Origin of the sequence: Mycobacterium sp. JS623 (genome assembly GCF_000328565.1) — a bacterium.
Classification (GTDB): domain Bacteria; phylum Actinomycetota; class Actinomycetes; order Mycobacteriales; family Mycobacteriaceae; genus Mycobacterium.
In genome coordinates this window covers 291,800-312,660 of sequence record NC_019957.1, presented here as the reverse complement: position 1 = coordinate 312,660, position 20,861 = coordinate 291,800, and the positions used below count along the sequence as shown (strand labels likewise).

Below are 20,861 nucleotides of genomic sequence, written 5' to 3'. Positions count from 1 at the left end.
AGGGGCACATCATGGCCGATAGCACAAAGATCGTGGTAGCTCGGGTGTACCCGAAACCTGGTCGCCTGCAAGAGGTCATCGACATCTACGCCGGCATTGTGCCGCTCGTGTACCAAGAGCCGGGATGCGAACTGTTCTCCCTGCACACCGACGGCAAGACCGTCTTCGTGGTGGAAAAGTGGGCGTCGCCGGCGGATCTGCAGGGCCACGCCGACGGTGCGGCGTACGCGCAGATCCGCGCCGGGATCAGCGATCTCGTCGACCACCCCGCCGACGTGTGGGTCCTCGACCAGCTCCTGTTCGGCGGGGCAGCGAAGGGCACGATCGGCCCGGCGCCCATCACCAACCGGCACTCCAAAGACACAGCGTAGGAGCGTTCAGATGAGTATCAGAGACTTATTGGGGAACGGCCCGCTGGGTTTCGGTACTGCCCCGTTGGGCAACATGTTCCGCGACATTCCCGACCACGAGGCTGCGGCGACGGTGGATGCGGCCTGGAACCATGGCACCCGCTTTTTCGACACGGCACCGATGTACGGCGCCGGTCTAGCAGAGATCCGCTTAGGCAAGTACCTCGCCCAACACGACCGCGATGACTACGTGTTGAGCACCAAGGTGGGCCGGCTCGTCCTGGACGAGATCGACACCGACGAGCACGATTCCGAGATGTTCAAGTTCGGGCGGCCCAACCGTGTCGTCTATGACTACACGGAAAAGGGTGCACTGAAATCGATCGAGGGCAGCCTCAATCGCCTTGGAGCCGACCGGCTGGACTTCGTCTTCGTGCACGACCCCGCACAAGATTTTCACGGCGATGCGTGGCTGGCGCAGTTGGAAACCGCCCGCACCGGAGCATTCCGCGCCCTGACCCGGTTGCGCGACCAGGGCGTCATCAAAGGCTGGGGCCTGGGCGTAAACCTCACCGAGCCAGTCGAATTCACGTTGGGCCTGACCGAGGCACAACCGGACAGCGTGCTGCTGGCGGGCCGCTACACGCTGCTTGACCATGAGCACGCGCTGCAGCGTCTGATGCCGATCGCGGCCGCCCAAGGCATTGACATCGTCATCGGTGGCCCCTACAACTCCGGTATCCTCGCCGGCGGCACCCGCTACGAGTACCAAACTGCTCCAGCACAGATCAGTGCCGAAGTCGCCCGCATCACCGACATCGCACACCGGTACGACGTCCCCCTCAAGGCCGCCGCGTTGCAGTTCTCGCTCGCTCACCCGGCCACCGCCGCGGTCATCCCCGGCGCCAGCAGGCCTGAACGCATCGCAGAAGACTACGCGGCGCTCGATACCAAGATCCCCGACGACTTCTGGCACGAAATGCGCGACCGACGCCTCGTCGCTGCCAACGCGCCGCTGCCCACCAACCGATAAGCCAGGAGAAATGCCGGCTGACTAGGAGGCACGACGTGTTTGGAGCGAAACCGTATAGGCGACTGCAGTATCGCGAGGTCAACGGGAGGCGGATGGCCGAGGTCGATGAGGGCCAGGGCGATGCCGTCGTCTTTGCGCACGGCAACCCAACGTCGCGAGTCGATGGCCAAACTGCCAGCGGATATAGACAGACGGCTCGCTTATGTTCACGCCGCTAGGTGAGTTTGCACTCGGCTGGAAACGATCCGCCGTAATCCTCACACCGACAACGACTTTGACTCAACCCGGGAGCGCAGTGTTCGGCTCGACAGAGGACGTTCAGTGGTGGCCGGCACCGGCGCTTATCAACACGCTACTGGATGGTGCGCTCACCGTGTCGGTCAATCAGAAGTCCAAGTCCGAAGTCGCCGGCAGATTTCGCCTGAGCCCCCTGAGATTTCGGGGCTCGGGGGGACAGTCGAACGTCGCGAGGTCTCGCTACGTGATGCGGCCGCCCCTTCCGGCGCCGCCGCCAGTGGAGACTTCGGTGTGTGCTGGGCGCGCGTCAACCTGTGCCGCCGCCCGCCCAGCTTCTTGCCGGAATCAGACTGAGCTCGAGGCTTTCGCCGCTGCGAGGGTCAGCCGCGCAAGACGTTTAGCTGTCATCGCGGCGGCGCGCGAGGGCGGTCCCGTGTTTGCCGTCGCCAGCGCCCCGTTGTACAGGACGATGAGGGCTTCGGCCAGCGCCTGGGAGTCGGGCACTCCTGTGTCTGCGGCGAGTTGGAGTACGGACTGATGCAACCAATCGCGGTACTCCTTGATCGCCAGCACCTGGCACTGCCCTGTCGGCGCTTCGGCTGCCGCGCTGTCGAAGGGGCAGCCCCGGAACTCCGGAAGCGATACGTAATCAGCGAGCGCATCGAAGAGTGCCAGGATTTTGTCGGCCGGATCGTCGATACCGGACTGGGCGTTTTCGACCTGCTGGCGGAATCGTTCGTGGCGCCCACGGAGGTAGGCGGCGACCAGCTCGTCCTTCCCGCCGAAAATGTAGTACAGGGAGCCTTTTGCGACTCCCGCCTTCTCGATGACGGCGTCGATTCCGGTGGAATGCACGCCGTCGCGGTAGAACAGCTCGTCGGCCGCGGCGAGCAGTCGCTCGCGCGCCGATGGCCGTTCTGCTGTCTTCGTCGCCACCGCATCAGCCTATCAGACAGAGCTGTCTGATAAGTGTTGTCAAGTTTCCCGCCAACGCCTCGTGTCCTGGGCGTTTCTGCGTGGCATCGCGTGTCACGCCTTGACGCAGACCCCAGCAGGAATTATTGTTTGTACCGGTCTGTTCAAAGGTGGTGAAGGAGGCGGATCATGGCCACAGCAGTAGAGGATCGGAACCGTGCGTTCGTCCTGGAAGCGTTCGACACGTTGTTCAACCGGCGTGATTACGCGGGCGCACAGAGGTTTTGGTCGCCCGACTACGTCCAGCACAGCGCCCACATCGCGCCGGGGCGTGAGGGCTTGTTCGAGCTCGTGAAGGCCTCGCCGCCTGATATGCGTTACGAGAACGGGCTTGTCGTCGCGGGCGGTGACTACGTGATGTTGCACGGCCGGTTCCGCAACGTCGGGCAGCCCGCCGATTGGATCGTGGCCGACGTCGTCCGGATCGAAAACGGTCTTCTCGCTGAGCACTGGGATGTCATCCAAGACGAGGCAACCCACGATGAGTCCATCAGCGGGCTGCCCATGTTCGGCGCCGTTTTCCCGACGCGGGCCTGACCCGATGACACCCACGATGCGGGCGGGATGCCCTGGCATCCAACGGTTTCCGCGCAACGACAGCGTTGTCGCATAGACGGGCGCGGCTTGAAACGTCTCCCAACGCATTGGAAATGAGGATGAACTGATGGCACGACTGGATGGCAAGGTCGCCGTGATCACCGGCGGCAGCAGCGGTATCGGGCTGGCGAGCGCGCAGAGATTCGTTGACGAAGGCGCCTATGTGTTCATCACCGGGCGCCGGCAATCCGAATTGGACAAGGCCAAGGCGCTGATCGGAGAGGGCGTGACCACGCTCGCCGTCGACAGTACGAAAAGTGCAGACTTGGAGCGGCTGTTCGCGACGGTCCTGGCGGAAAAGGGTGGGCTGGACATCCTGCTGGTGAACTCGGGCCGGGTGGAGCCTGAGGAACTGGGCAAGGTCACCGAGGAGAACTTCGACCTGACCTTCGACCTCAACGCCCGGGGAGCCCTGTTCACGGTGCAGAAGGCGCTGCCTTTGGTGCGTGAGGGCGGCTCCGTCGTTCTGGTCGGCTCGGTGGCCGGTTACGTCGGGATTACTGGTTACAGCACCTACAGCGCCACCAAGGCCGCCCTGCGCTCCTACGTGCGGACGTGGACCCGGGAGTTCAACGACCGTGGTGTCCGGTTCAACACATTGAGCCCGGGCCCGATCGATACCCCCATCATGGACGGCCAGGCGAGCTCCCCGGAGGAAGCCGACCAGATCCGGGCGACGTTCGCCGCGGCGATACCACTGAAGCGGATGGGCCGCCCTGAAGAGATCGCGGCAGCCGCGTTGTTCTTGGCCTCTGACGACAGCAGCTTCGTGGCCGGCGCCGAGCTGAGCGTCGACGGCGGCTTTGCCCAGGTCTGACGGCCATCGACGACACCATTTGGGGCGAGGAGACGAGTTTGAACGCCGACTGCGACACCGGAAGCGGCGTTGATGGGCAGTACGTACCCAGCCAGTCGGAATGGGTACGTACGCAGGTGGCTGACTACGAAGCCAGCGGCGGCGTCGCGGGCGCACCGCTAAAAGGACGCCCGGTGGTGATCCTGACGTCGGTGGGTGCGAAATCGGGCAAGGTTCGCAAGAACCCGGTGATGCGCATCGTCGACGGTGACCGGTACGTCGCGGTGGCATCAGCGGGCGAGTCGCTTACCAACCCGTCGCGGTATGCCAATCTTGTTGCCCACCCCACGGTTCGACTTCAGGACGGTGCGAGTGTTCCGGTGTTTCAGGCCCGTGAGGTCAGCGGCAAAGAGAAGCGATACTACTGGACGGTCGCCGAGCGGTTCTGGCCGCACTTTCCCGAATACCGACGGCTAGCAGGTGGCCGCGACATCCCGATCATGGTGCTCGAGCCGATTGCACTCACGCATGCCGGCGCGACCGTCGGCGAGCAGACTTGATCGGGTGCCGGCCATGAAGATCTCGGCCCAGTTTGCGACCTCGTTGAGCTCAGCTGAGCACATTGTGGCCGCCGAACAGCTCGGTTACGACCGAGCGTGGTTGTTCGACACACCGCACGAAAGCCCCGATGTGTGGATGATGCTGGCGCTGGCGGCCGAACGCACCACCAGGATCGGCTTGGGCCCCGGTGTGCTCGTGCCCAGCCTGCGCCACCCCATGGTGAACGCCTCAGCCACCGCAGCACTGGAGGCGCTGGCGCCGGGCCGGGTCGCGGTCGCGTTTGGCACCGGCTTCGCGGGCGCCCGCGCGCTGGGCGCCGCACCGACCACATGGTCATATCTGCGCGACTATGTAGCCGCGTTCCGCGCTCTGCTCGCGGGTGCGACCGTCGCCTGGCAAGGCGACCGGATGCAGATGATGCACCCCGACGGGCATGCACCCGAGCGCCCCATCGACGTGCCGATCCTGATCTCGGCGCTGGGCCCCAAGGGGCTCGCCATCGCCGAAGAGCTGGCCGACGGTTTGTTCACGGTCAACGGCCAGACGGCCTTCGCCGCGCGGTTTGATTGGGCCGCGCTTGGCGTACACGGCACCGTGCTCGCCGACGGTGAGCCGCTGGACTCGCCGCGGGTGCAGGCGGCGGCGGGGCCCGGAAACGCCCTGGCCTACCACGCCGCCTATGAATTCGGCGGCGACGTCACCGCACTGCCTGGCGGGGCGGCGTGGCTTGACACCATCAACGCCACCCCACCGCGGGATCGCCACTTCGCCGTGCACGACCAGCATCTCATCGCCCTCAACCGCGCCGACACCGCCGCCTGGACAGCCGGCAGCTGGAAGGCCATCACCACGACAACCCTCACCGGCACCGGCCACGACGTCGGCCGCCGAATCAGACAGCTCTCCGCGCAACACATCACCGAGATCATCTATCAGCCGACCGGCCCGGACATCGACGGCGAACTGGAGGCCTTCCACGCCGCGGCACGAACCACGGTAGTCCCTGCAGCGCAAGATGATTGAGCGATCCGGCTGACCGTCAGCGCGACGACGAGCATGCGGGAAGACGTTCCGGTTGCGCGGGCGAGGCCGGAATAGTCGGCGACAGGCCTGCGTTGCGTCTAGAGGATTAGACAGGTCAGTACAAATTTGAGGAGTCACCATGACAGCCCCCACTGACGGCCGGGATTTGGTAGGCAAAGTTGCACTGGTCACCGGCGCGACGTCGGGGATCGGTCAGGCCGCGGCGCTACAACTGGCCGCGCAAGGCGCCACGGTGATCGTCCACGGCCGCGACGTCGGGCGGGGCGCGGCAGTGGTCAAAGAGATCGAAAGTGCCGGAGGCTCAGCGCGATTCGTGGGCGCCGACCTGACTCAACCTACAGAGGCGCTGCGACTGGCCACCCAGGTCGGCGAGGTGGACATCCTGGTCAACAACGCGGGATTCGCCTGGTTCGGCCCGACAGAAAAGCTGGCCGCCAACACCCTCAATCAATTGTTCGCCACGAACGTGCAAGCCCCCTACCTGCTGGTGTCGGTATTAGCACCGAAGATGGTGGCCCGCGGACACGGCGCGATCGTCAATGTGGCCAGCCGGGCCGGCGCTGTCGGTCAGCCCACAACCGCCGCCTACGGCGCCACCAAAGCCGCCTTGGCCTCGCTGACCCGTTCCTGGTCGGCCGAATTCGGACCCGTCGGCGTCCGCGTCAACTCCATCTCGCCAGGTCCGGTCTATACCAACGCAGCCGAACGGGAACTGTTCGACGCCATTGGTGAGACCACCGTGCTGCGCCGCGCCGGTGAACCACAGGAGGTCGCCGACCTCATCGGGTTTCTGGCGTCCCCCCGAGCGTCCTACATCACCGGTACTGACGTGGCCATCGACGGCGGCAGGCGATGAACACCACCGTCGCGACCCGACAGCACAGTCACCAAACCCCAACGACGGCAGGGAGTATCCCCCAATGGCCAAGAAAGCCATCTCTTGCCTGGACCGGAGGGACGTATATGAGCATCTCGGTACTGGGCATCAGCGTTGACGCCGTTGACGCTGCTGGACTCGCGAACTTTTGGGCTCAGGCCTTACATCGCACCGTCGACGACGGGGCCACCGAAGACTTCGCGTCGATCGCCGCGGGGGCCGACGCCGAGCGCGGACCCTTGCTGATGTTTCACAAGGTTCCCGAGGGCAAGACGGTCAAGAACCGGTTGCACTTCGACCTGCAGGCCGCCGACGTACGGGCCGAAGCCGACCGGCTGATGGGGCTGGGCGCCAAAGAGATCCGATCTCTGGCCGACAACAACAACCGGTGGATCAGCTTCATCGACCCTGAAGGCAACGAGTTCGACCTCGTCGCCCGCTGACCAACATGCATCGCGTGGCTTTACCGCCCTTGGCACACGAGGAGCCGCACCCGTGACCGCCCCGGCTGGCCGCAACGTCGCCTGCAATACAGAGGCTGGCGCCTGTTGGGTCTTCCACCGACATCGCCGATCACCGGCGGCCGCTCGGTCGTGCGCTTGACGGATAGGTCCGGTTTCACTGGGAAAGTTGCGATTTCGAACTTGAGCGAGCAGCCGATGACGAACGAGAGACGACGAGATGACGTCACTCGACCCACCTACCCCGTCCATGTCTGTTCCTGACGGAACACCACCATCGCGATGTCGACGACGCGCGCGCCGGCGGTGATCCGCACCGTGTTCTCCGAGGTCTGCTGGAACAACACGTCGGGTCGGGCGGCCTCAGATGGGTTGTGGCCCAACGTGATCACCGTCGAGGACAGTCCCGCCGAGGGCACGATCTGGGAGTGGTCGTTGACGATGATCGTCGGCACGAAGTCCGCATGCCTGCCCGGCTCGACGACGCTGAGGTGCCGCTGGGCCAGCGAATACCAGCGGCGCGGCTCCTCGGAGTAGATGACGATGCGCTCCCCGCACGCCGCGGCGCGGATCAACAGTTGCCGCAGATAAAACGCCGACGTGTCCATGGTGATGCGGGTGGCGCGCTGCGGATCGGTCAACGGCCACATCACCAGGTCGTCGCGCTGCATCGGTGGGCGTGCGGCGGGGTCGTCGCTGATCGCCGCGCCCACCAGCACACCGGTCGCCCCGATCGGGATGGCCAGCTCGTCGCGCGCCTTCAGCACCCGCCGCGGCAGGGCCAGCCGGGGCCGCGATGTCGGGGCGGCGGCGAGTGCGGCCGAATATTGGTCGCCTGGCAGCGGATTGAGGAACAGCGTGGGCGGCTGCTGGGTGGCTTGCGGGTCGGTGGTGCGTACCAGCGCCGACACCGCGATCTTCCCGTCGCGCTGCTTGCGCAGCGTCGTCATCTGGACCACGTGATCGCTGCGCAGCGCCCACATCGCATTCAGGCTCTCGGTGGTGATGTCCTCGGCGGAGAAGTAGTACGTCGTCAGATAGCCCGGCCTGGTGTTGATGGTGCGCCACCCCACATTGGCTGTGGGGCGCACCCGCACCGGACGTGCGTCGCTGTGCTCACCGACGTCGGCCACCGGCTCGGCGGGTGCGCCGACACCGGCGAACACCTCGGACTCCAGTTCGTCGTAGCCGGGCTCCTCGAGCACGTCGGGCGCGATCTCCTCGTCGGCCACCGCAACCGCAGGCCGCGGCGGCGGCGCCGCCAGCCCGACCCCCAGCGCAGCGAGCGCCGCGTCGTGTTCCTCGGCGTTGCACGGCACCGCCCGAATCCCCTGCTGCAGCAGAGCTTTGAGGATCCGGTCAGACGCCGCGGCCGCGGCCGTGCCGATCGAGTGCCGGTAGGACAGGCCGGCCACCGACTCGGGCAGGATCAGCCGCACGATCAGCCAGGTGGTGCGCTGCCCGGCCGCCGACCGGTCGGCCAGCAGCGTGGAATACAGCGGCGGGTATCCGCTCTGGGGCACCACCCGGTAGCCGTCGTTGACGATGTCGAGTTCCAGGTGCAGGCCGCCGGGCTGCTCGAGATGGTCGATGAGTACCCGCAGCGGCACCGTGTTGGTGGTGTGCAGGGTTGCCGCGCTGCGCAGAAACGTCGGGCTGTCGGCGCGCCCGTCGATGCGCAGCATCGTGACGGCCTCCTCGCCGGCGGTGCGCACCCCGTAGACGTGGCCGCCGTGGTTGATGTCGACCGCGGCGCCGACGGGGCTGGCGAATCGGCGCTGACGTCGCCAGCGTGCTTGGGCGGCAACCCAACTCACGGCGTTGCGCCGGTGCACCGTGACCACCAGCGTCACCACCGCCACCGCGGTGATCACCGCCGCCGGCCACCAGCCCGACCGGCCCGGCGGCAGCGCGGTGAACGCGGCCAGCGCGACGACCTCGGCGGCCACCACAGCACCCAGCGCCGGCCGCAGCGCCACGGTGCGCGCCTTCACGACATCCTCCTGCGGATCCCGGCCACCGCCGCGACGATGAGCGCCAACCCGATCGCGGCCCCCACCCCGATCAGCGCCACGTTACGCGGCCGCAGATCCGGCCCGGGCGGCGGCGGCGGCACGTGCAGGGCGCTGCTCAGATGCTCGGCGGGTTTCGGGTCGCCGGGCGTCACGTCGAAGGTCAGCGCGGCGACCGGATCGACCACCCCGTGCCCGACCTGGTTGTCCACCCCGTGCGCCGGGTTGTGCGCGGTCTCGGTGATCCGCCGGATCACTTGGTGCGCAGTCAGATTCGGAAACTTGGCGCGCACCAGCGCCGCCACGCCCGACACGTAGGCCGCCGAGAAACTCGTCCCCCACATGCCGTTGCCGGTGCCGGGATCCTTGGCCGGCGAAGCGTTGACCGCAGCGCCGTTGACGCTGGACAGGCCCATGATCCGGGCGCCGGGCGCGGCCACCCCCACCCACGGGCCGTTGATGGAGTCAGGCATCGGCAGCCCGCCCGGAGTGACCGCGGCCACCGAGAGCACGTAGTCGGAGAACCACGCCGGGCTGACGATCGTGCGCACCCCGGCCCAGTCCCGCGGGTCGGCGGGGTTGAGCGGATTGAACGCCGGATTCTGCCCGCAGTCGGGCTGCAGCGGATCGTTGCGGTTACCCGCCGCGGCCACGATCACCGCGTCCTTGTCGACGGCGGCATACCGCACCGCCGCACCCAGCGGGTCCTGGTTGACCGGCGCCGCGGCGTTGGTGCACGACGCCAGCGACACGTTGATGACCTTGGCGCCCAGATCGGCGGCGGTGCGGATGGCCTTGGCCAGCGACAGGATGTCACCGGCCTTGCGGTGCAGCGACTGCTCCTCCGGCGTCGGATGCGCCGGCGCGAACGCCACCGACGCCTGCCGGATCGAGATCAACGCGGCGTCCGGCGCCACCCCGACCACGCCATCGGGGCCGCCCGGCGGCGGACCGGGCACCAGCGGCGCGGCCGCGGCGGGATCGGCGGCTCCGTCGGCAGGCGCATCACCCTCGGGCGGCGGAGGTGGCGGGGGCGGTGGCGGCGGCGCGATCACCGTGATCGTCTGCGGCGGCGGGGGTGGCGGCGGCGCACTGGTCGGAGCCGGGTTGGCGGGCACCGCCGGCGGCGGCCCGACCGGCGGCGCACCCAGCGGCTTGGTCGGCGGGCGATCCGCCGGATTGGACGGCGCGGCGCCGATGATGCTGGCCACCGCGGTGCCGTGATTCTCGCAGTCGGTCAACCCGCCGCCCGCCAGCCCCTGCACGTAGTCGCCGCCGGCGAACAGCGCCGGAAACCGAGGATTAGGCGTCACCCCGGTGTCGATGACCGCCACCGTCACCCCGGCGCCGGTGGAGAACTGCCAGGCCTGCGGCACCGACAGCATCACGTTGCCCGGCGCCGGCTGGGTGACGTCGGGATCGGCGATCACCACCGGGTTGATGCAGGCCTCGGTCTGGCGCATCTCCTCGACGGGCCCCGGCGTCTCCGGCGGCGGCAGCGCACCCGGATCGATCACCGGCGGGCCGATCGCCAACGCCGCAGGCGGTGCGGCCACGTTGGCCCCCAGCAGGACCGCCGCGCCGAAACCCGCAGCGGCCGAACGCATCCGCATCAGTGGTACCTGACGAAATGCAGCAGATCGATCGCCCACGCCGCGAACACGATCACCGCGGTGGTCGCCACGTACTCGACATATTCGACGAGCTCGCGCACCGGTTCGGAGAAGTTCCGGTTCGGGATCACCGTCCCGCCGAGCAGCGCGCACACCGCGATGCCGAGCACGACCGCCCCGGCCCACAGCCCGGTCACCGACGCCGCGTCGGCGGCGATGCCGTAGTGGACCGGGATCGCGAACAACGACACCGCCCCACCCGTCACCACCGTGATCGCATGGCGGCGGTCGCGAAACGCGCGCGCCCGCAACACCAGGATCACCGCGACGGTCGCCACCACCACCACGAACGGCCACTGCGCACCCACGCCGGGATGAATGGCACACCACGACGACACCACCTGCACCAGCGCATTGCCGAGCAGCAGCCCGGTCAGCACCCGGTTAGAGCGGCGGGCCACCTCGGCGAGCTCCTCACCGCGCAGCGTGATGTCATGCGGAGCGTCGGCGACCGGGGTGATGGTGTCCTCCGGCTCACCCGGCGCCCGGGTGTACATGTCCTTGCCGGTGATCGAATCGAAGCTCTGGCGCGGCACCTTGGCCAGCTGCCTGCCGATCGCCGGCGCGGCCAGCGACACCGTCAGCACCGCGATCAGCATCACCGTCGCGATGCGCTGGCCGGGCACGGTGAAGAACATCCGGGCCGCCGAGGCCGCCAGCACCGACACCGACACGGTGATCACCGCCGCCGCGGCCACCCAGTAGCGACTGGTGAAACGCGCCACCAGCGCGGTGGCCACCAACGCCACCCCCGCCGCCAGAAACGCATGCGGCGCACCAGGATGCGGCCCGGGCGGTGCGCAGGCCCCCGCCGCCACCAGCGCCGCCACCGCACTCCAGCACGCCGCCGTCCTGGCCGGCAGCGGCGCCGACATCCGCACCGTCACCACCGTCACCGCGATCAGCACCAGGCCCGCCGCGCCGAAGATCACCGGTGTCAGCCATCCCCCCGCCGTGGCCCAGCGCTGCCGCCACACCAGCGCACCGGACACCATCAGCGCCACAGTCGTCAGCGCCACCGCCACCGCCGCGGCGTCGCCGGCCGACACGGCCGGGAAATGGCTCCTGGCCCACCTGGCGATCGCCGCCGACACGTTTTCGATGTTGGGTTCGTAGCGTTGCGCCGAAGCCGCGGGCACGAACGCGAGCAGCTCCGCGTCGCTGACGCCCTGCGCCGAAAGCGACAGATTGCCCGCCAGCATGGTCATGCCCGCGGCGCGGGCGAACACGAAGTTGCCCCGCGGCAGCTCCTCGGCGCCAATCGCGCGCAGCTGCCGGTTGATCGCGTCGCGGGTCGGGTCGGCCAGCTTGGCCAGCGGCACGGCCGCGGGCAACAACAGGTCGATCTGATGGCTCTCCCCCACCAGCAGCGACACCCGGCTCGAGGCGGGCACACCGGTGTCGGCCCGCACGTCGCGCCCGGCCACCCCGCGATCGGCGGTGGCGGTCATCGGCGCTCCCGGGGCCGCTCGGTGGTCGCGGTGAAGTGCTCGGCCAACGCCGCGGCGATCTCGAGCACCCGGCGGCGGGTGTGCTTGCTGAGCTCGTTGTCGATGTCGATCACCCCGGCCGGGCGCAAATGCCGGTCATAGGGCATCTCGATGACCTTCTGACCGCGGCTGCCGAACCGTTCGATCAGCAGCTTCACATCCCGCTTACTGGCCTGGTTATCGGAGTTGTTGACGACGACCACGGTGCGGTGCAGCAGGCCGGTGTAGCCGTTGTTGGCCAGCCACTCCAGGGTCTGACCCGCCGCCGACGCCCCGTCATACCAGCACGAGGACACCACGATCAGCGCATCCAGGTCGGCGACCGCGGCGCGGGTCACCGGTGCGTCCATCGTCGAACCGCAGTCCACGATCGACACCGTGAAGTGGCGGTCCAGTTGGGCCACGGCAGCCGCGTACACCACCGGGTCGAGCACCCGCCGGCGCGCGGTGGACATCTCCCCGGCCAGCACGAACAGCCCCGATGCGTTGCTGCCGACGCGGCTGCGCACATCGGCGAAGGTGTGCAGGTTGCGGTCACCGGCCAGCTCCCAGTACGACCCCGACGTTTTGGGGTCGATGCGGCTGGCGAGCTTGCCGAACGCGGTGTCGGCGTCGATGGCCACCACCCGGTCATCGGGGCGCATCTGCGCCAGCAGCGATCCCACACAGGCCGAAATGGTGGTCTTGCCCACACCGCCCTTGCCCAGGACGCCGATCTTGTAGCGGCCCCGCAGCAGCGAGCGGACCTTGGCCTCCAGCTCGGCCTGGTAGCGCTCGTCGGGTGACTGCCCGGGGTTGATCAGATGAAACGTCGCCGCGTACAAGGCTTTTCGCCATCCCCGCTGCGGCGGGATCTTGCGGGTGGGCACCAGTTCGCTGCTGCGGATGTCGTCGACGAAGTTGAAGCTGCCCGCGGCGCCGGGCGTCGGACCCCAGCCAGGTGGCGCGCTGCCCCAGTCGCCGGCAGGTCCACGCGGCGCAGGACCCTGCGGAGCGCGTGGACCCGCCAGCAGCTCATCGCGGTTGATCAGCGACGTCGTTTCCGACAGGCCCTCGGGGGCATGGCGCGCGGGCTGCTCGAGGTGACGCGCGCCGGTGCTCGGCGGCGGGGCCGCCGGATCCGGACGGAACGGCGCCGGCGCATCCGGCCACGGCGCAGGGGGCACCGGGCGAGTCACCCCCGGGTCCGGTGCGCCCGCCAGGTGGCGGGGCGCCTCAGGCGACTGCGCGGGCGCGGGTCGTTCGACGCTCTCGGCGCCGCCCGGCTGTGCTGTTGGGCCGGTCGCGTACTCGTCGGAGTCGTCCCGTTGCGGGTTACTCATCTCGTCATCCTAACGGCGCACATGCACAGCATGTGCGCCAGTCGCGGCGGCACCGATCACGTCATTCTCATTGCGGCGCCTGCGTTTTCGTGGGTAATGCCTCGGCCCCACCCACCGGGGTCAGCGAGTCGTGCTGGGTCAGCGCATCGGCTTTCGACAACGCCGCACCGGGGGCGAACGTGCGGATCATCGCCCACGGTGCCTGCCGCGCCGAAGCGGTCGCGATGCCCAGTGGCCGCAGCGTCGCGTCCTCGAGCGCGATGCCGTAGCGCACCCCCTCATCGGAGATCCACCACAGCGAATCCCGGCTGACCGACGACGGATCGGCGTTGGTCGTCATCACCAGGTTCGTCGACCCCGGCGCGATATAGACCTGATCGGCCTCATCGGAATCGGGGTCGTTGCGGCCGTCCTTGACCAGATGGATCAGCCGGTTGTCGGACTCGGCCGGGATCGGCAGCCCCTGGCCTGAGAGCACCGCCACCACCGCGGCTTTGTCGGTGGAGCCCTTCGACCACGCCATGCACGTGGTGACGGCCACCGAGGTGTCGACCAGGTGCAGCCGGGTGGCCGGGTAGTAGGACACCGGCAGCGTGTCGACCACCGGGACCGGGGCCAGCCGGTCGGGGGACACCGCGACCGGTGCGACGTCGCCAAAGGAGTTGGCCGCCCGCAGCAGCGACGCCACGAACGGCGAAATGCGTTGCACCCCATTGGCTAACAGCACATACAGCGATTCGCCGCCCCCTTGGGCGACGTCGCGCACGCTCAGCACCGACCCGACGACCGCGCCGGGCCCGAGGTTGTAGGGCGAGGGCGCACCGGCGTCGGCGATGGCCGGCACGACCAGCGGATCGGTCGCCGGGATGGCGTCATAGAGCGCGTTGGACATCGTGACCGGTTGTGGCGCAGCCGAATCCACGCCCAGCGCCAGGGCCACCGACTTGTTGGACAGGTCGATGTCGGAGCGGTGCCCGTCCCACACCACGAACGTTTTGTCGTTGTTGCGCGCCAGGATCGCGTTGGGCATCTGCAGCGGCGCCGACCGCGTGCCCAGTGTCAGCGGCCCGGCGATAGCGGTCACCACCGGGGCGCGCCCGGCCGACGCGGTCGCCGTCGCGCTGGGCGTGGTGTCGCACACCGCCCACTGAGACTGCAGCGCGGTGCGGATCGGCATTTGCGTTGGGGCACCGACGATTCCGACCCACGGCGCCTTGGGGTATTTGTCGAGCTCGGCGGCCTTGACGAATGTCGGGTTGGCGTTCTGCCCCGAGATCAGCCGCGCACTGGTCAGGTTCAGCGCGGGGTGCAGCCGGCCGTCGACGAGCACATAGATGGCGCCGGTGTCGCGGTCGGCCAGGACCGCCGACGTGCCGACCTGGCCGGCCGGTTTGATATAGGCCATCAGCGCCGCCAGCGCGATCGCCACCAGGGTCAGCACGAAGCCCAGGATCAGCGCGGCGATACGCCGCTGCTCGGGGTCGTAGTCCAGCCGAACGCCGTGATGGCTCAACGCCGCAGCGTTGCGCCGGTTCCAGAAGTAGTGCGCCGTGACCTGCAGGCGCGACGTCAAATTCAGCGCCACCGCGCCACCCCTACCGACGGTCCGCCCGCCACTGACCCAGTGCTCATGTCAGCTGCGGTACGGCCAGCAGGTCGGCCAGGTCGTCACGCAGGCTGGTTGGCGTGGCGGGAAAGACGGCCATCCACTCCCTGCCGTCGGCCGCCGTCGTCGTGGACAGGCTGATCCGGCCGTACTCGGTGTCGGCGACGGTCAGCACCCGCGGATGCGGGCGCGCTTCGGGCACGTGGTCGATGACGATCACCACCGCCATCGCCGAGGTGTCCAGTCCGCTGCCCGCCTGCAGCACCTCCACCTCCCACGGGCCCAGCCCCAGCGAACGCAGCGCTGCGGCCATCGCCTCGGGCCCCTTGCCGCCCGCGGCGTCCACCGCCGAGGTCAGCAGGTCCTTGGGCAAATTGAAGCCATCGATGTCCGCGGGCGGGTGTTCGCCGAAGGCGGGCAACAACATCCGGCACATGTGCGCGATCTGTTTATCGGCCTCCTCGGCCTCACCGACACCGCCGATGACCATGTCGGCGCCGTTCCGGGCCGCCATCGCCAGGAACCTGCGGTGCCGGCAGATCACCATCACCCGTTCGGCCACCGTCGGCCCGGCGGTTTCGGTGGCGGGCGCATCGGGGCGGCGGATCCGCAGCACCACCTCCCGCTCGGGCCGGCCCAACACGGTCATCCAGTCGGCCACGATCGGGTCGACCGCACCGCGATCGTCGATCACCCCGGCCTCGACCAGGCTCTGGTACTGCGCGGTACGTGCGATCGGTTGACGCCCGGCGGTGGTCTCCACGATCAGATCACCGTGCGCCGAGGGGATGAACGGCTTGAGCTGCAACGCCACTGGCATCGACTCCACGCCCACCAGCGCCTGCAGCACCCAGATGCCCTCGACCGATGTCTGCAACACCGTTGCCTCCCAAAGCCTTTCACTCAACACACGCGCAAGAGGGGCCCTGCCGAAGTCAGGCCCCCTCTTGCACGGTTGACGCTAACGTTGCCGACTTCTCAGATCGACGTGAAGGACTGGCCGATCGCGCCGTCGGTGGCCTGGCTGTTGCCTGCCGCGGTGTCGATGGCGTTGCCGTGGCGGGCGATGACCTCCTGGCCGTCCTGCACGGCCTGGTGGATCAGACTCATCACCTGCTGGTAGGCCGGCGCGCCCTGGGGCCCGGTGAAGTACTCCGGGGAGGCGTTGACGGCGTTGATCGCTTCCTGCCCCAGCGATTCCAGTTCCTGGCTGAAGCTCAGGTGCCCGGAGGCCAGATCGGCCATGCCCGCCAGATTGGCGATGATCGTTTCGTTGTCCATCAGTGAAATCCTTTGTCTCTCAGTTCGATTGAATGGCTAGTGCAAGCTCGTGACGTCCAGATTCACTGGAACTTGATGGCACCGGCGACCTGCTGGTACAGGCTGGAGTTGTCGTGATCGGTGTTGGTGGTGTGCGAACCGGCCTGGCGCAGCGTGTCATTGACCTGCTGGAAGCGATGCTGGATCTTGGTCTGCGCGTCGTGGATCTCCGCACCGGTCGCCACGCTGGTCATCGCGGCGTTGCCGCCCATCGTCTGGTTGGCGATCGATTCCTCGTTGGCGTGCTGGTAGCGGTTGAGGACATCCTGCATGCGCTGCGAGATGTCGTCCATGGTGTTGGCGAGGTTGTGAACATTCGCGGCATTGACCTTGATCGTTCCGCCGCCGGGCTCCGTCATCTGGTGTCTCCCTCGAAATCGGTTGGTATCAGCTGGTTTTCAGTTTAAGAGCCCCGCGGGGCTGCTCCGGACGCTAATTTTCATTCAGATCCGTTGCTGCTCCCCCCTGCTCGGACGCCCAGTGATCTGCATCGTGCGCCCCGGACGCTGCTCGGAGCGCGAGTCGGCACCGTCGCGGCCCAACGCCGCCGGCGGCGCCCCGTACAGCCCACCGCCGCCCAGTCCGGCCGGGCGGCCCGCCCCGGCCTCCGCTGCCGGGCCGCCACCCTGCCAGCCGCCGGGCAACGTCGGGGAGGTGGGTGCAGAAAAGCTGCTCGCCGGACGCACGAAGCTGCTCGACAGCGCAGCGTTGCTCAGCGCGCCGCCGCCACCGCCGCCCAACGAACCCAGCGCACCGACCCCGCCCAGCCCGGGCCCGATCGCTCCCGCGGCCTCGGGCGCCAGCGCCGCCGCGGCCTGCGCCCCGTTGGCGCCGGTCATCGATTGAGTCAGCGGGCCCAGCATGCCCGACAGCAGCTGCGGGGCCTGCCCCAGCATCTGCGGCAGCTGCCCGCTGACCTGGCTGATCTGCCCGAACGAGGACCCGACCTGGCCGAACACGCCGCCGAGCTGGCCGACCATCGACGACATCATGCCCTCAGAACCCGACCCGCCCTGCACCGTTGCATCGCCGGCCTGCGTCATCGTCTTCGCGCTGGCCTGCAACGCGCCCTGAGTGCCGTCGGTTGCGGCGGCCTGCGCCACCCCCATCGCCGGGCCGGCCGGGTTGGCGGCGTCCGGGGAGAACGGCGCCGGGGTGCCCAGCGCGGCCAGCGCCGTCGACACCACCGATCCGTAGCCGGTGCGCGCCGTGGCGTTCTGGATCCAGAACTCCTGGTATTCGGCCTCCAGTGCGGCGATCTCACCGGTGTGGATGCCAAAAGCGTTGGTGGCCACCAGCGTTGCCTGCGTGGTGCGGTTGGTCACGACCACCTCGGCCGGGATCATCGACTCCAGCGCGCTGCTGTGCGCCATCGCCACCTCGGAAGCCTGCACCATCGACAGCCGGGCCCACGCCGAGGCGGTCTCGCACAACAGGATGAATTCGTCGGCGCTCATCGTCATCATCTGCCCGCCGGGCCCCTGCCAGGACACCGACGCCGTCGAGTGGACGTTGATCCCCATCGCGGCCATCTCGGCCAGCAGCATGTCGGCGATCGACTCATGGCCCGTGGCGGCATCCAGCAGGCTGGCGCCCAGGTCCCCCGAGCGCATCAACACATGGTTGGTGGCGGGATCGACCGCAGCCGCGTCCCCGAATCCCGACATACCGCCTTCAGCCGATCAGATCGACAGCGTGGCTTCGTTGATGGCGTCAGTGGCCACGTAGGCCGCCGCACTGGTGCCCACCGTCTCGGCGAACAGCCCGCGCACCATCACCAGCTGCGACAGCATCGCCATCGTCTCGGCGCCGCGCGCACCGAAGGCCGCCGCCGCCGCGGCCGAGGCGTCCTCGGCCCCGGGCGGCAGGATCGCCGTGACCGGGGCGGCCGCACCCCCGCCGGTGCCCGCCATCGTGGCCGTTCCGCCGTTTTCGATCGCCGACGCGACGCCCACCGCGGGCGCGTTGATCAGCAACGGACTGCTCATCTGATTCCTCCCCAACACACGTTGAGCCTGGATAGAAGGTGTTGTTGATTAGTGTAAGACCTGTAGCCAGCTGCCCTGTCCGCCTTTTTCTGCTCCCCCGGCACCGTGCCAGCCCCAGTCCGCCGCCCGATCCATGACGGCTGGGTCGGCGGCGATGATGCTCACCGGCACGTCGTGGCTCACCCCCTCCCCTCGGCGCTCGCGCAACTAGACCGCCTCGGGCAGTGCCGCCACCACGTCGCCCCGACTGGGTAACCCCACCGCGACCGCGACGGCTAATGAAGGGTCGGCGTCGTCCGGCAGTTGGTGAACCGGTCACGGTGCTAGTTCGTGACATTAGGAGAGTCCGGGGGCGATGCCAGCTACGTAGGGCGTTTCCGGCAGGAGCGCGCGATGAACGGTCCGGATTCCGGCGAATTGCGGGGGATCCCCGACGAGCATGCGGCCGCGCTGTACCGTTACGCCCTGTTGCTCACCGGTGACCGCGCCCGGGCGACGAACGTCGTGCAGGAAACCGTGCTGCGCGCCAGGCGAGACCCTGAAGTCGCCGATTCCCCTGCGCCATCGGCACGGGCGTGGCTTTTCACCGTCGCCCGCACCATGATCCTCGACGATCAACGCCGCGCGGGCTTCTCGAACGAAATCGGCGCTCCCGACTCGGTGTGGCCTGATCGCGCCGCGCCCGAGGAAGTCAACGCCGCCGTGGACCGGCTGCTGCTCGGCGACGCGTTGGCGCAGTTGCCCGCTGACCATCGCGCCGTGGTTCGCCGCGCCTGCTACCAGGGCTGCACAACAGCCCAGATAGCGGCCGACCTGAACATTGCGGAAGGGACGGTGAAGTCGAGGCTGCACGACGCCCTGCGGGCGTTATGGCTGCAGTTGCGCGAAATGGGAGTCGCGCTGCAATGAAACTCCGGCGTCCTGCCACCGTTATCGCAGGTGAGCGAGGACCACCAACGGTCGCCCGTGTCGGCGGGGCTTGGCGGTGGCGCTGGACCGAAGTGAACCGACCGGCATCGCTACTCGTGTTAAGAGGCGGGAGACTGACTGGTCGATCAGGCAGTGGTCCTGTCAGGAGTGATGAGGAATCGATGTTGACGGCAGCAGTTTCGGAGGCTCAGGACAGTGCTGGTTCCGCGGTCACTGCCGGCGACGCCCGGCAGCGAATCCTGGCGGCAACGGTGCAGTGCTTCCGCGCGTATGGGTATGAAAAGTCTTCGATGAAGCTGATCTCGGCAACGGCCGGGGTTTCGCCGGCGCTGCTGCACTATCACTTCGAAACCAAGGAAAGACTCTTTCAGGCTGCGATCGACGACATGGCTAAAACATTGTTCGCCACCGCGTCGGCCCTACTGTCGCACGGCGTGTCCGTGCGTGATGACCTGACCGAGGCGGCCGGTCTGCTGTACGCGCTGTTCATCGACAACCTCGCCGCGGTCACGTTCATGGTCGAGTTCGCCGCCGCTGCCAATCACAACGAGTTCTTGCGGACTGCCTACGTCGACTATCGCGATACTCAGCGTCGGCAATTCGCGCAGGTGCTGCGTACTATCGTTGGTGAAAATGCGCCGAAGGGCTTGATCGACGAGTCAGTGCATCTCGTCGAAATTGTGCTCCTGGGTATGTCGATGCAGCGCCCGTTCGTTTCCGACACTCCGGGCTTCCGCGCCGATTTCGACGCTTTGATTCACATACTCATCTCCCGCCTCACTGAAGGATTGAATTCGAGGCACTGATGACCTCCAATGTCAACATTCAGGCACTGCCGCCGAGGTCGAAGACGCGGTGACCGGATCGAGCGCCAGACGTATCTTCGTGCGCCGCTACGACAACGACGACGACGACCATGTGTTGGTGCTAGTGCATGGCACCAAACTGGAAGAGTTGGGGTGACGCGATGAGCACGTTCGGCGGTCCGGGCGGCTTGTCGTCGTCGCCCAGCGACACCCACGAGTACGCGCTGTGGGACGCCGCGTATGTGCTGGGCGCCCTGTCATTTTCGGAGCGGCGCGAATTCGAGGCGCACTTGAGCGCCTGCCCGTCGTGCCGTGAGGCCGTCAGCGAGCTCAGCGGCATGCCGGCGCTGCTGGCGCAGTTGGACCGCGACTATATCGCCTCGATCGACGAGCGCGACGCAAACGCTTCCGCGGCGCCGCCGCCCTTGCGGCACTGAGCTGTTGGCGTCGCTGCTGGCCAAGGTGAACTGGCGGCGGCGGCGTTCGCGTCTGGTGACACGGACGCTGGCCGCTGCTGCGGCCGCGGCCATGGTGGTAGGTGTGCTGGTCGCGGTCCAATTCAAACCGGGGGCGCCGGTTGCGGTGCCGCCGCCGGCGGCACGGCTGTGCCCGCTGGAGACGTGGGATGCGATGGTCGAGGAGATGGAGACGGTCCTGAGGGCTAGATAATCAAGAAGGCACTACTCGCTAGTTTTCACTGCATCTCGCCAGCGACAACAGGCGGTCGTATCGACAACAACAACAGCATTCACCTCCACCGCGCGGCGGCTGATCCTGTGCGGC

General features: G+C 68.0%; 24 protein-coding genes and 1 pseudogene. 13 read left to right on the top strand and 12 right to left on the bottom strand.

Annotation, left to right across the window (positions count from 1 at the left end; translation table 11 throughout):
- The first annotated feature begins 11 nt into the window (after positions 1–11).
- From MYCSM_RS32695 to MYCSM_RS38610, 3 genes and pseudogenes are all read left to right on the top strand, one after another.
- On the top strand, positions 12–371 hold the full coding sequence (locus MYCSM_RS32695) for a putative quinol monooxygenase (protein WP_015297804.1): 360 nt from the start codon (positions 12–14) through the stop codon (positions 369–371).
- A gap of 10 nt (positions 372–381) precedes the next feature.
- A complete protein-coding gene (locus MYCSM_RS32690) occupies positions 382–1,383 on the top strand; it encodes an aldo/keto reductase (protein ID WP_015297803.1) in 1,002 nt (333 codons plus the stop codon).
- A gap of 35 nt (positions 1,384–1,418) precedes the next feature.
- Positions 1,419–1,538 (top strand): annotated as a pseudogene (locus MYCSM_RS38610) (hypothetical protein); the annotation flags it as partial.
- A 427-nt stretch (positions 1,539–1,965) separates the two neighbouring features.
- Here MYCSM_RS38610 and MYCSM_RS32685 read toward each other — a convergent pair.
- A complete protein-coding gene (locus MYCSM_RS32685; protein WP_015297801.1) occupies positions 1,966–2,556 on the bottom strand; it encodes a TetR/AcrR family transcriptional regulator in 591 nt (196 codons plus the stop codon).
- A gap of 168 nt (positions 2,557–2,724) precedes the next feature.
- Between MYCSM_RS32685 and MYCSM_RS32680 the strand changes: the two genes are divergently transcribed.
- From MYCSM_RS32680 to MYCSM_RS32655, 6 genes are all read left to right on the top strand, one after another.
- Positions 2,725–3,132: a nuclear transport factor 2 family protein gene (locus tag MYCSM_RS32680; RefSeq protein WP_015297800.1), complete on the top strand. Its 408-nt coding sequence runs from the start codon at positions 2,725–2,727 to the stop codon at positions 3,130–3,132.
- Between the two features lie 127 nt (positions 3,133–3,259).
- Positions 3,260–4,009: an SDR family NAD(P)-dependent oxidoreductase gene (locus MYCSM_RS32675; protein ID WP_015297799.1), complete on the top strand. Its 750-nt coding sequence runs from the start codon at positions 3,260–3,262 to the stop codon at positions 4,007–4,009.
- Positions 4,010–4,047: 38 nt separating this feature from the next.
- The gene (locus tag MYCSM_RS32670; protein WP_015297798.1) at positions 4,048–4,548 is read left to right on the top strand and encodes a nitroreductase/quinone reductase family protein; all 501 of its coding nucleotides are present in this window, start codon (positions 4,048–4,050) and stop codon (positions 4,546–4,548) included.
- Between the two features lie 13 nt (positions 4,549–4,561).
- A complete protein-coding gene (locus tag MYCSM_RS32665) occupies positions 4,562–5,572 on the top strand; it encodes an LLM class flavin-dependent oxidoreductase (protein WP_015297797.1) in 1,011 nt (336 codons plus the stop codon).
- Between the two features lie 139 nt (positions 5,573–5,711).
- The gene (locus MYCSM_RS32660; protein WP_015297796.1) at positions 5,712–6,449 is read left to right on the top strand and encodes an SDR family NAD(P)-dependent oxidoreductase; all 738 of its coding nucleotides are present in this window, start codon (positions 5,712–5,714) and stop codon (positions 6,447–6,449) included.
- Between the two features lie 107 nt (positions 6,450–6,556).
- Entirely contained in the window at positions 6,557–6,913 is a 357-nt protein-coding gene (locus MYCSM_RS32655) for a VOC family protein (protein WP_015297795.1), read from the top strand.
- Between the two features lie 257 nt (positions 6,914–7,170).
- Here the strand turns inward: MYCSM_RS32655 and eccE are convergent, their stop codons facing one another.
- The 11 genes from eccE to MYCSM_RS38795 all read right to left on the bottom strand — a co-directional run bounded on the left by eccE (position 7,171) and on the right by MYCSM_RS38795 (position 18,525).
- Entirely contained in the window at positions 7,171–8,925 is a 1,755-nt protein-coding gene (gene eccE / locus MYCSM_RS32650) for a type VII secretion protein EccE (RefSeq protein WP_015297794.1), read from the bottom strand.
- Positions 8,922–10,556 carry a S8 family serine peptidase gene (locus MYCSM_RS32645; protein ID WP_015297793.1) on the bottom strand — a complete coding sequence of 545 codons (1,635 nt, stop codon included), beginning with the start codon at positions 10,554–10,556 and terminating at the stop codon, positions 8,922–8,924. The genes eccE and MYCSM_RS32645 overlap by 4 nt, the downstream gene beginning before the upstream one ends.
- Positions 10,556–12,067, bottom strand: coding sequence for a type VII secretion integral membrane protein EccD (eccD, locus tag MYCSM_RS32640; RefSeq protein WP_015297792.1), 1,512 nt, complete (start codon positions 12,065–12,067; stop codon positions 10,556–10,558). The genes MYCSM_RS32645 and eccD overlap by 1 nt, the downstream gene beginning before the upstream one ends.
- Positions 12,064–13,428 carry a MinD/ParA family ATP-binding protein gene (locus MYCSM_RS32635; protein ID WP_015297791.1) on the bottom strand — a complete coding sequence of 455 codons (1,365 nt, stop codon included), beginning with the start codon at positions 13,426–13,428 and terminating at the stop codon, positions 12,064–12,066. The genes eccD and MYCSM_RS32635 overlap by 4 nt, the downstream gene beginning before the upstream one ends.
- A 67-nt stretch (positions 13,429–13,495) precedes the next feature.
- Entirely contained in the window at positions 13,496–15,013 is a 1,518-nt protein-coding gene (eccB, locus tag MYCSM_RS32630) for a type VII secretion protein EccB (RefSeq protein ID WP_015297790.1), read from the bottom strand.
- Positions 15,014–15,056: 43 nt separating this feature from the next.
- A complete protein-coding gene (locus MYCSM_RS32625) occupies positions 15,057–15,914 on the bottom strand; it encodes an ESX secretion-associated protein EspG (RefSeq protein ID WP_015297789.1) in 858 nt (285 codons plus the stop codon).
- A gap of 98 nt (positions 15,915–16,012) precedes the next feature.
- Complete coding sequence (locus MYCSM_RS32620; protein WP_015297788.1) at positions 16,013–16,315, bottom strand: WXG100 family type VII secretion target; 303 nt, start codon at positions 16,313–16,315, stop codon at positions 16,013–16,015.
- A gap of 62 nt (positions 16,316–16,377) precedes the next feature.
- On the bottom strand, positions 16,378–16,713 hold the full coding sequence (locus MYCSM_RS32615) for a WXG100 family type VII secretion target (RefSeq protein WP_015297787.1): 336 nt from the start codon (positions 16,711–16,713) through the stop codon (positions 16,378–16,380).
- 84 nt (positions 16,714–16,797) lie between these two features.
- Entirely contained in the window at positions 16,798–18,021 is a 1,224-nt protein-coding gene (locus MYCSM_RS32610; RefSeq protein ID WP_015297786.1) for a PPE family protein, read from the bottom strand.
- A gap of 15 nt (positions 18,022–18,036) precedes the next feature.
- A complete protein-coding gene (locus MYCSM_RS32605; RefSeq protein WP_015297785.1) occupies positions 18,037–18,342 on the bottom strand; it encodes a PE domain-containing protein in 306 nt (101 codons plus the stop codon).
- 48 nt (positions 18,343–18,390) lie between these two features.
- A complete protein-coding gene (locus tag MYCSM_RS38795; RefSeq protein WP_257720771.1) occupies positions 18,391–18,525 on the bottom strand; it encodes a hypothetical protein in 135 nt (44 codons plus the stop codon).
- 210 nt (positions 18,526–18,735) lie between these two features.
- Between MYCSM_RS38795 and MYCSM_RS32600 the strand changes: the two genes are divergently transcribed.
- The 4 genes from MYCSM_RS32600 (at position 18,736) to MYCSM_RS39185 (ending at position 20,747) form a co-directional block, all read left to right on the top strand.
- Complete coding sequence (locus MYCSM_RS32600; RefSeq protein WP_015297784.1) at positions 18,736–19,251, top strand: sigma-70 family RNA polymerase sigma factor; 516 nt, start codon at positions 18,736–18,738, stop codon at positions 19,249–19,251.
- Between the two features lie 182 nt (positions 19,252–19,433).
- On the top strand, positions 19,434–20,078 hold the full coding sequence (locus tag MYCSM_RS32595; protein ID WP_015297783.1) for a TetR/AcrR family transcriptional regulator: 645 nt from the start codon (positions 19,434–19,436) through the stop codon (positions 20,076–20,078).
- 161 nt (positions 20,079–20,239) lie between these two features.
- Complete coding sequence (locus MYCSM_RS37515; RefSeq protein ID WP_015297781.1) at positions 20,240–20,515, top strand: anti-sigma factor family protein; 276 nt, start codon at positions 20,240–20,242, stop codon at positions 20,513–20,515.
- Positions 20,516–20,519: 4 nt separating this feature from the next.
- Positions 20,520–20,747: a hypothetical protein gene (locus MYCSM_RS39185; RefSeq protein ID WP_051073987.1), complete on the top strand. Its 228-nt coding sequence runs from the start codon at positions 20,520–20,522 to the stop codon at positions 20,745–20,747.
- Positions 20,748–20,861 lie beyond the last annotated feature (114 nt).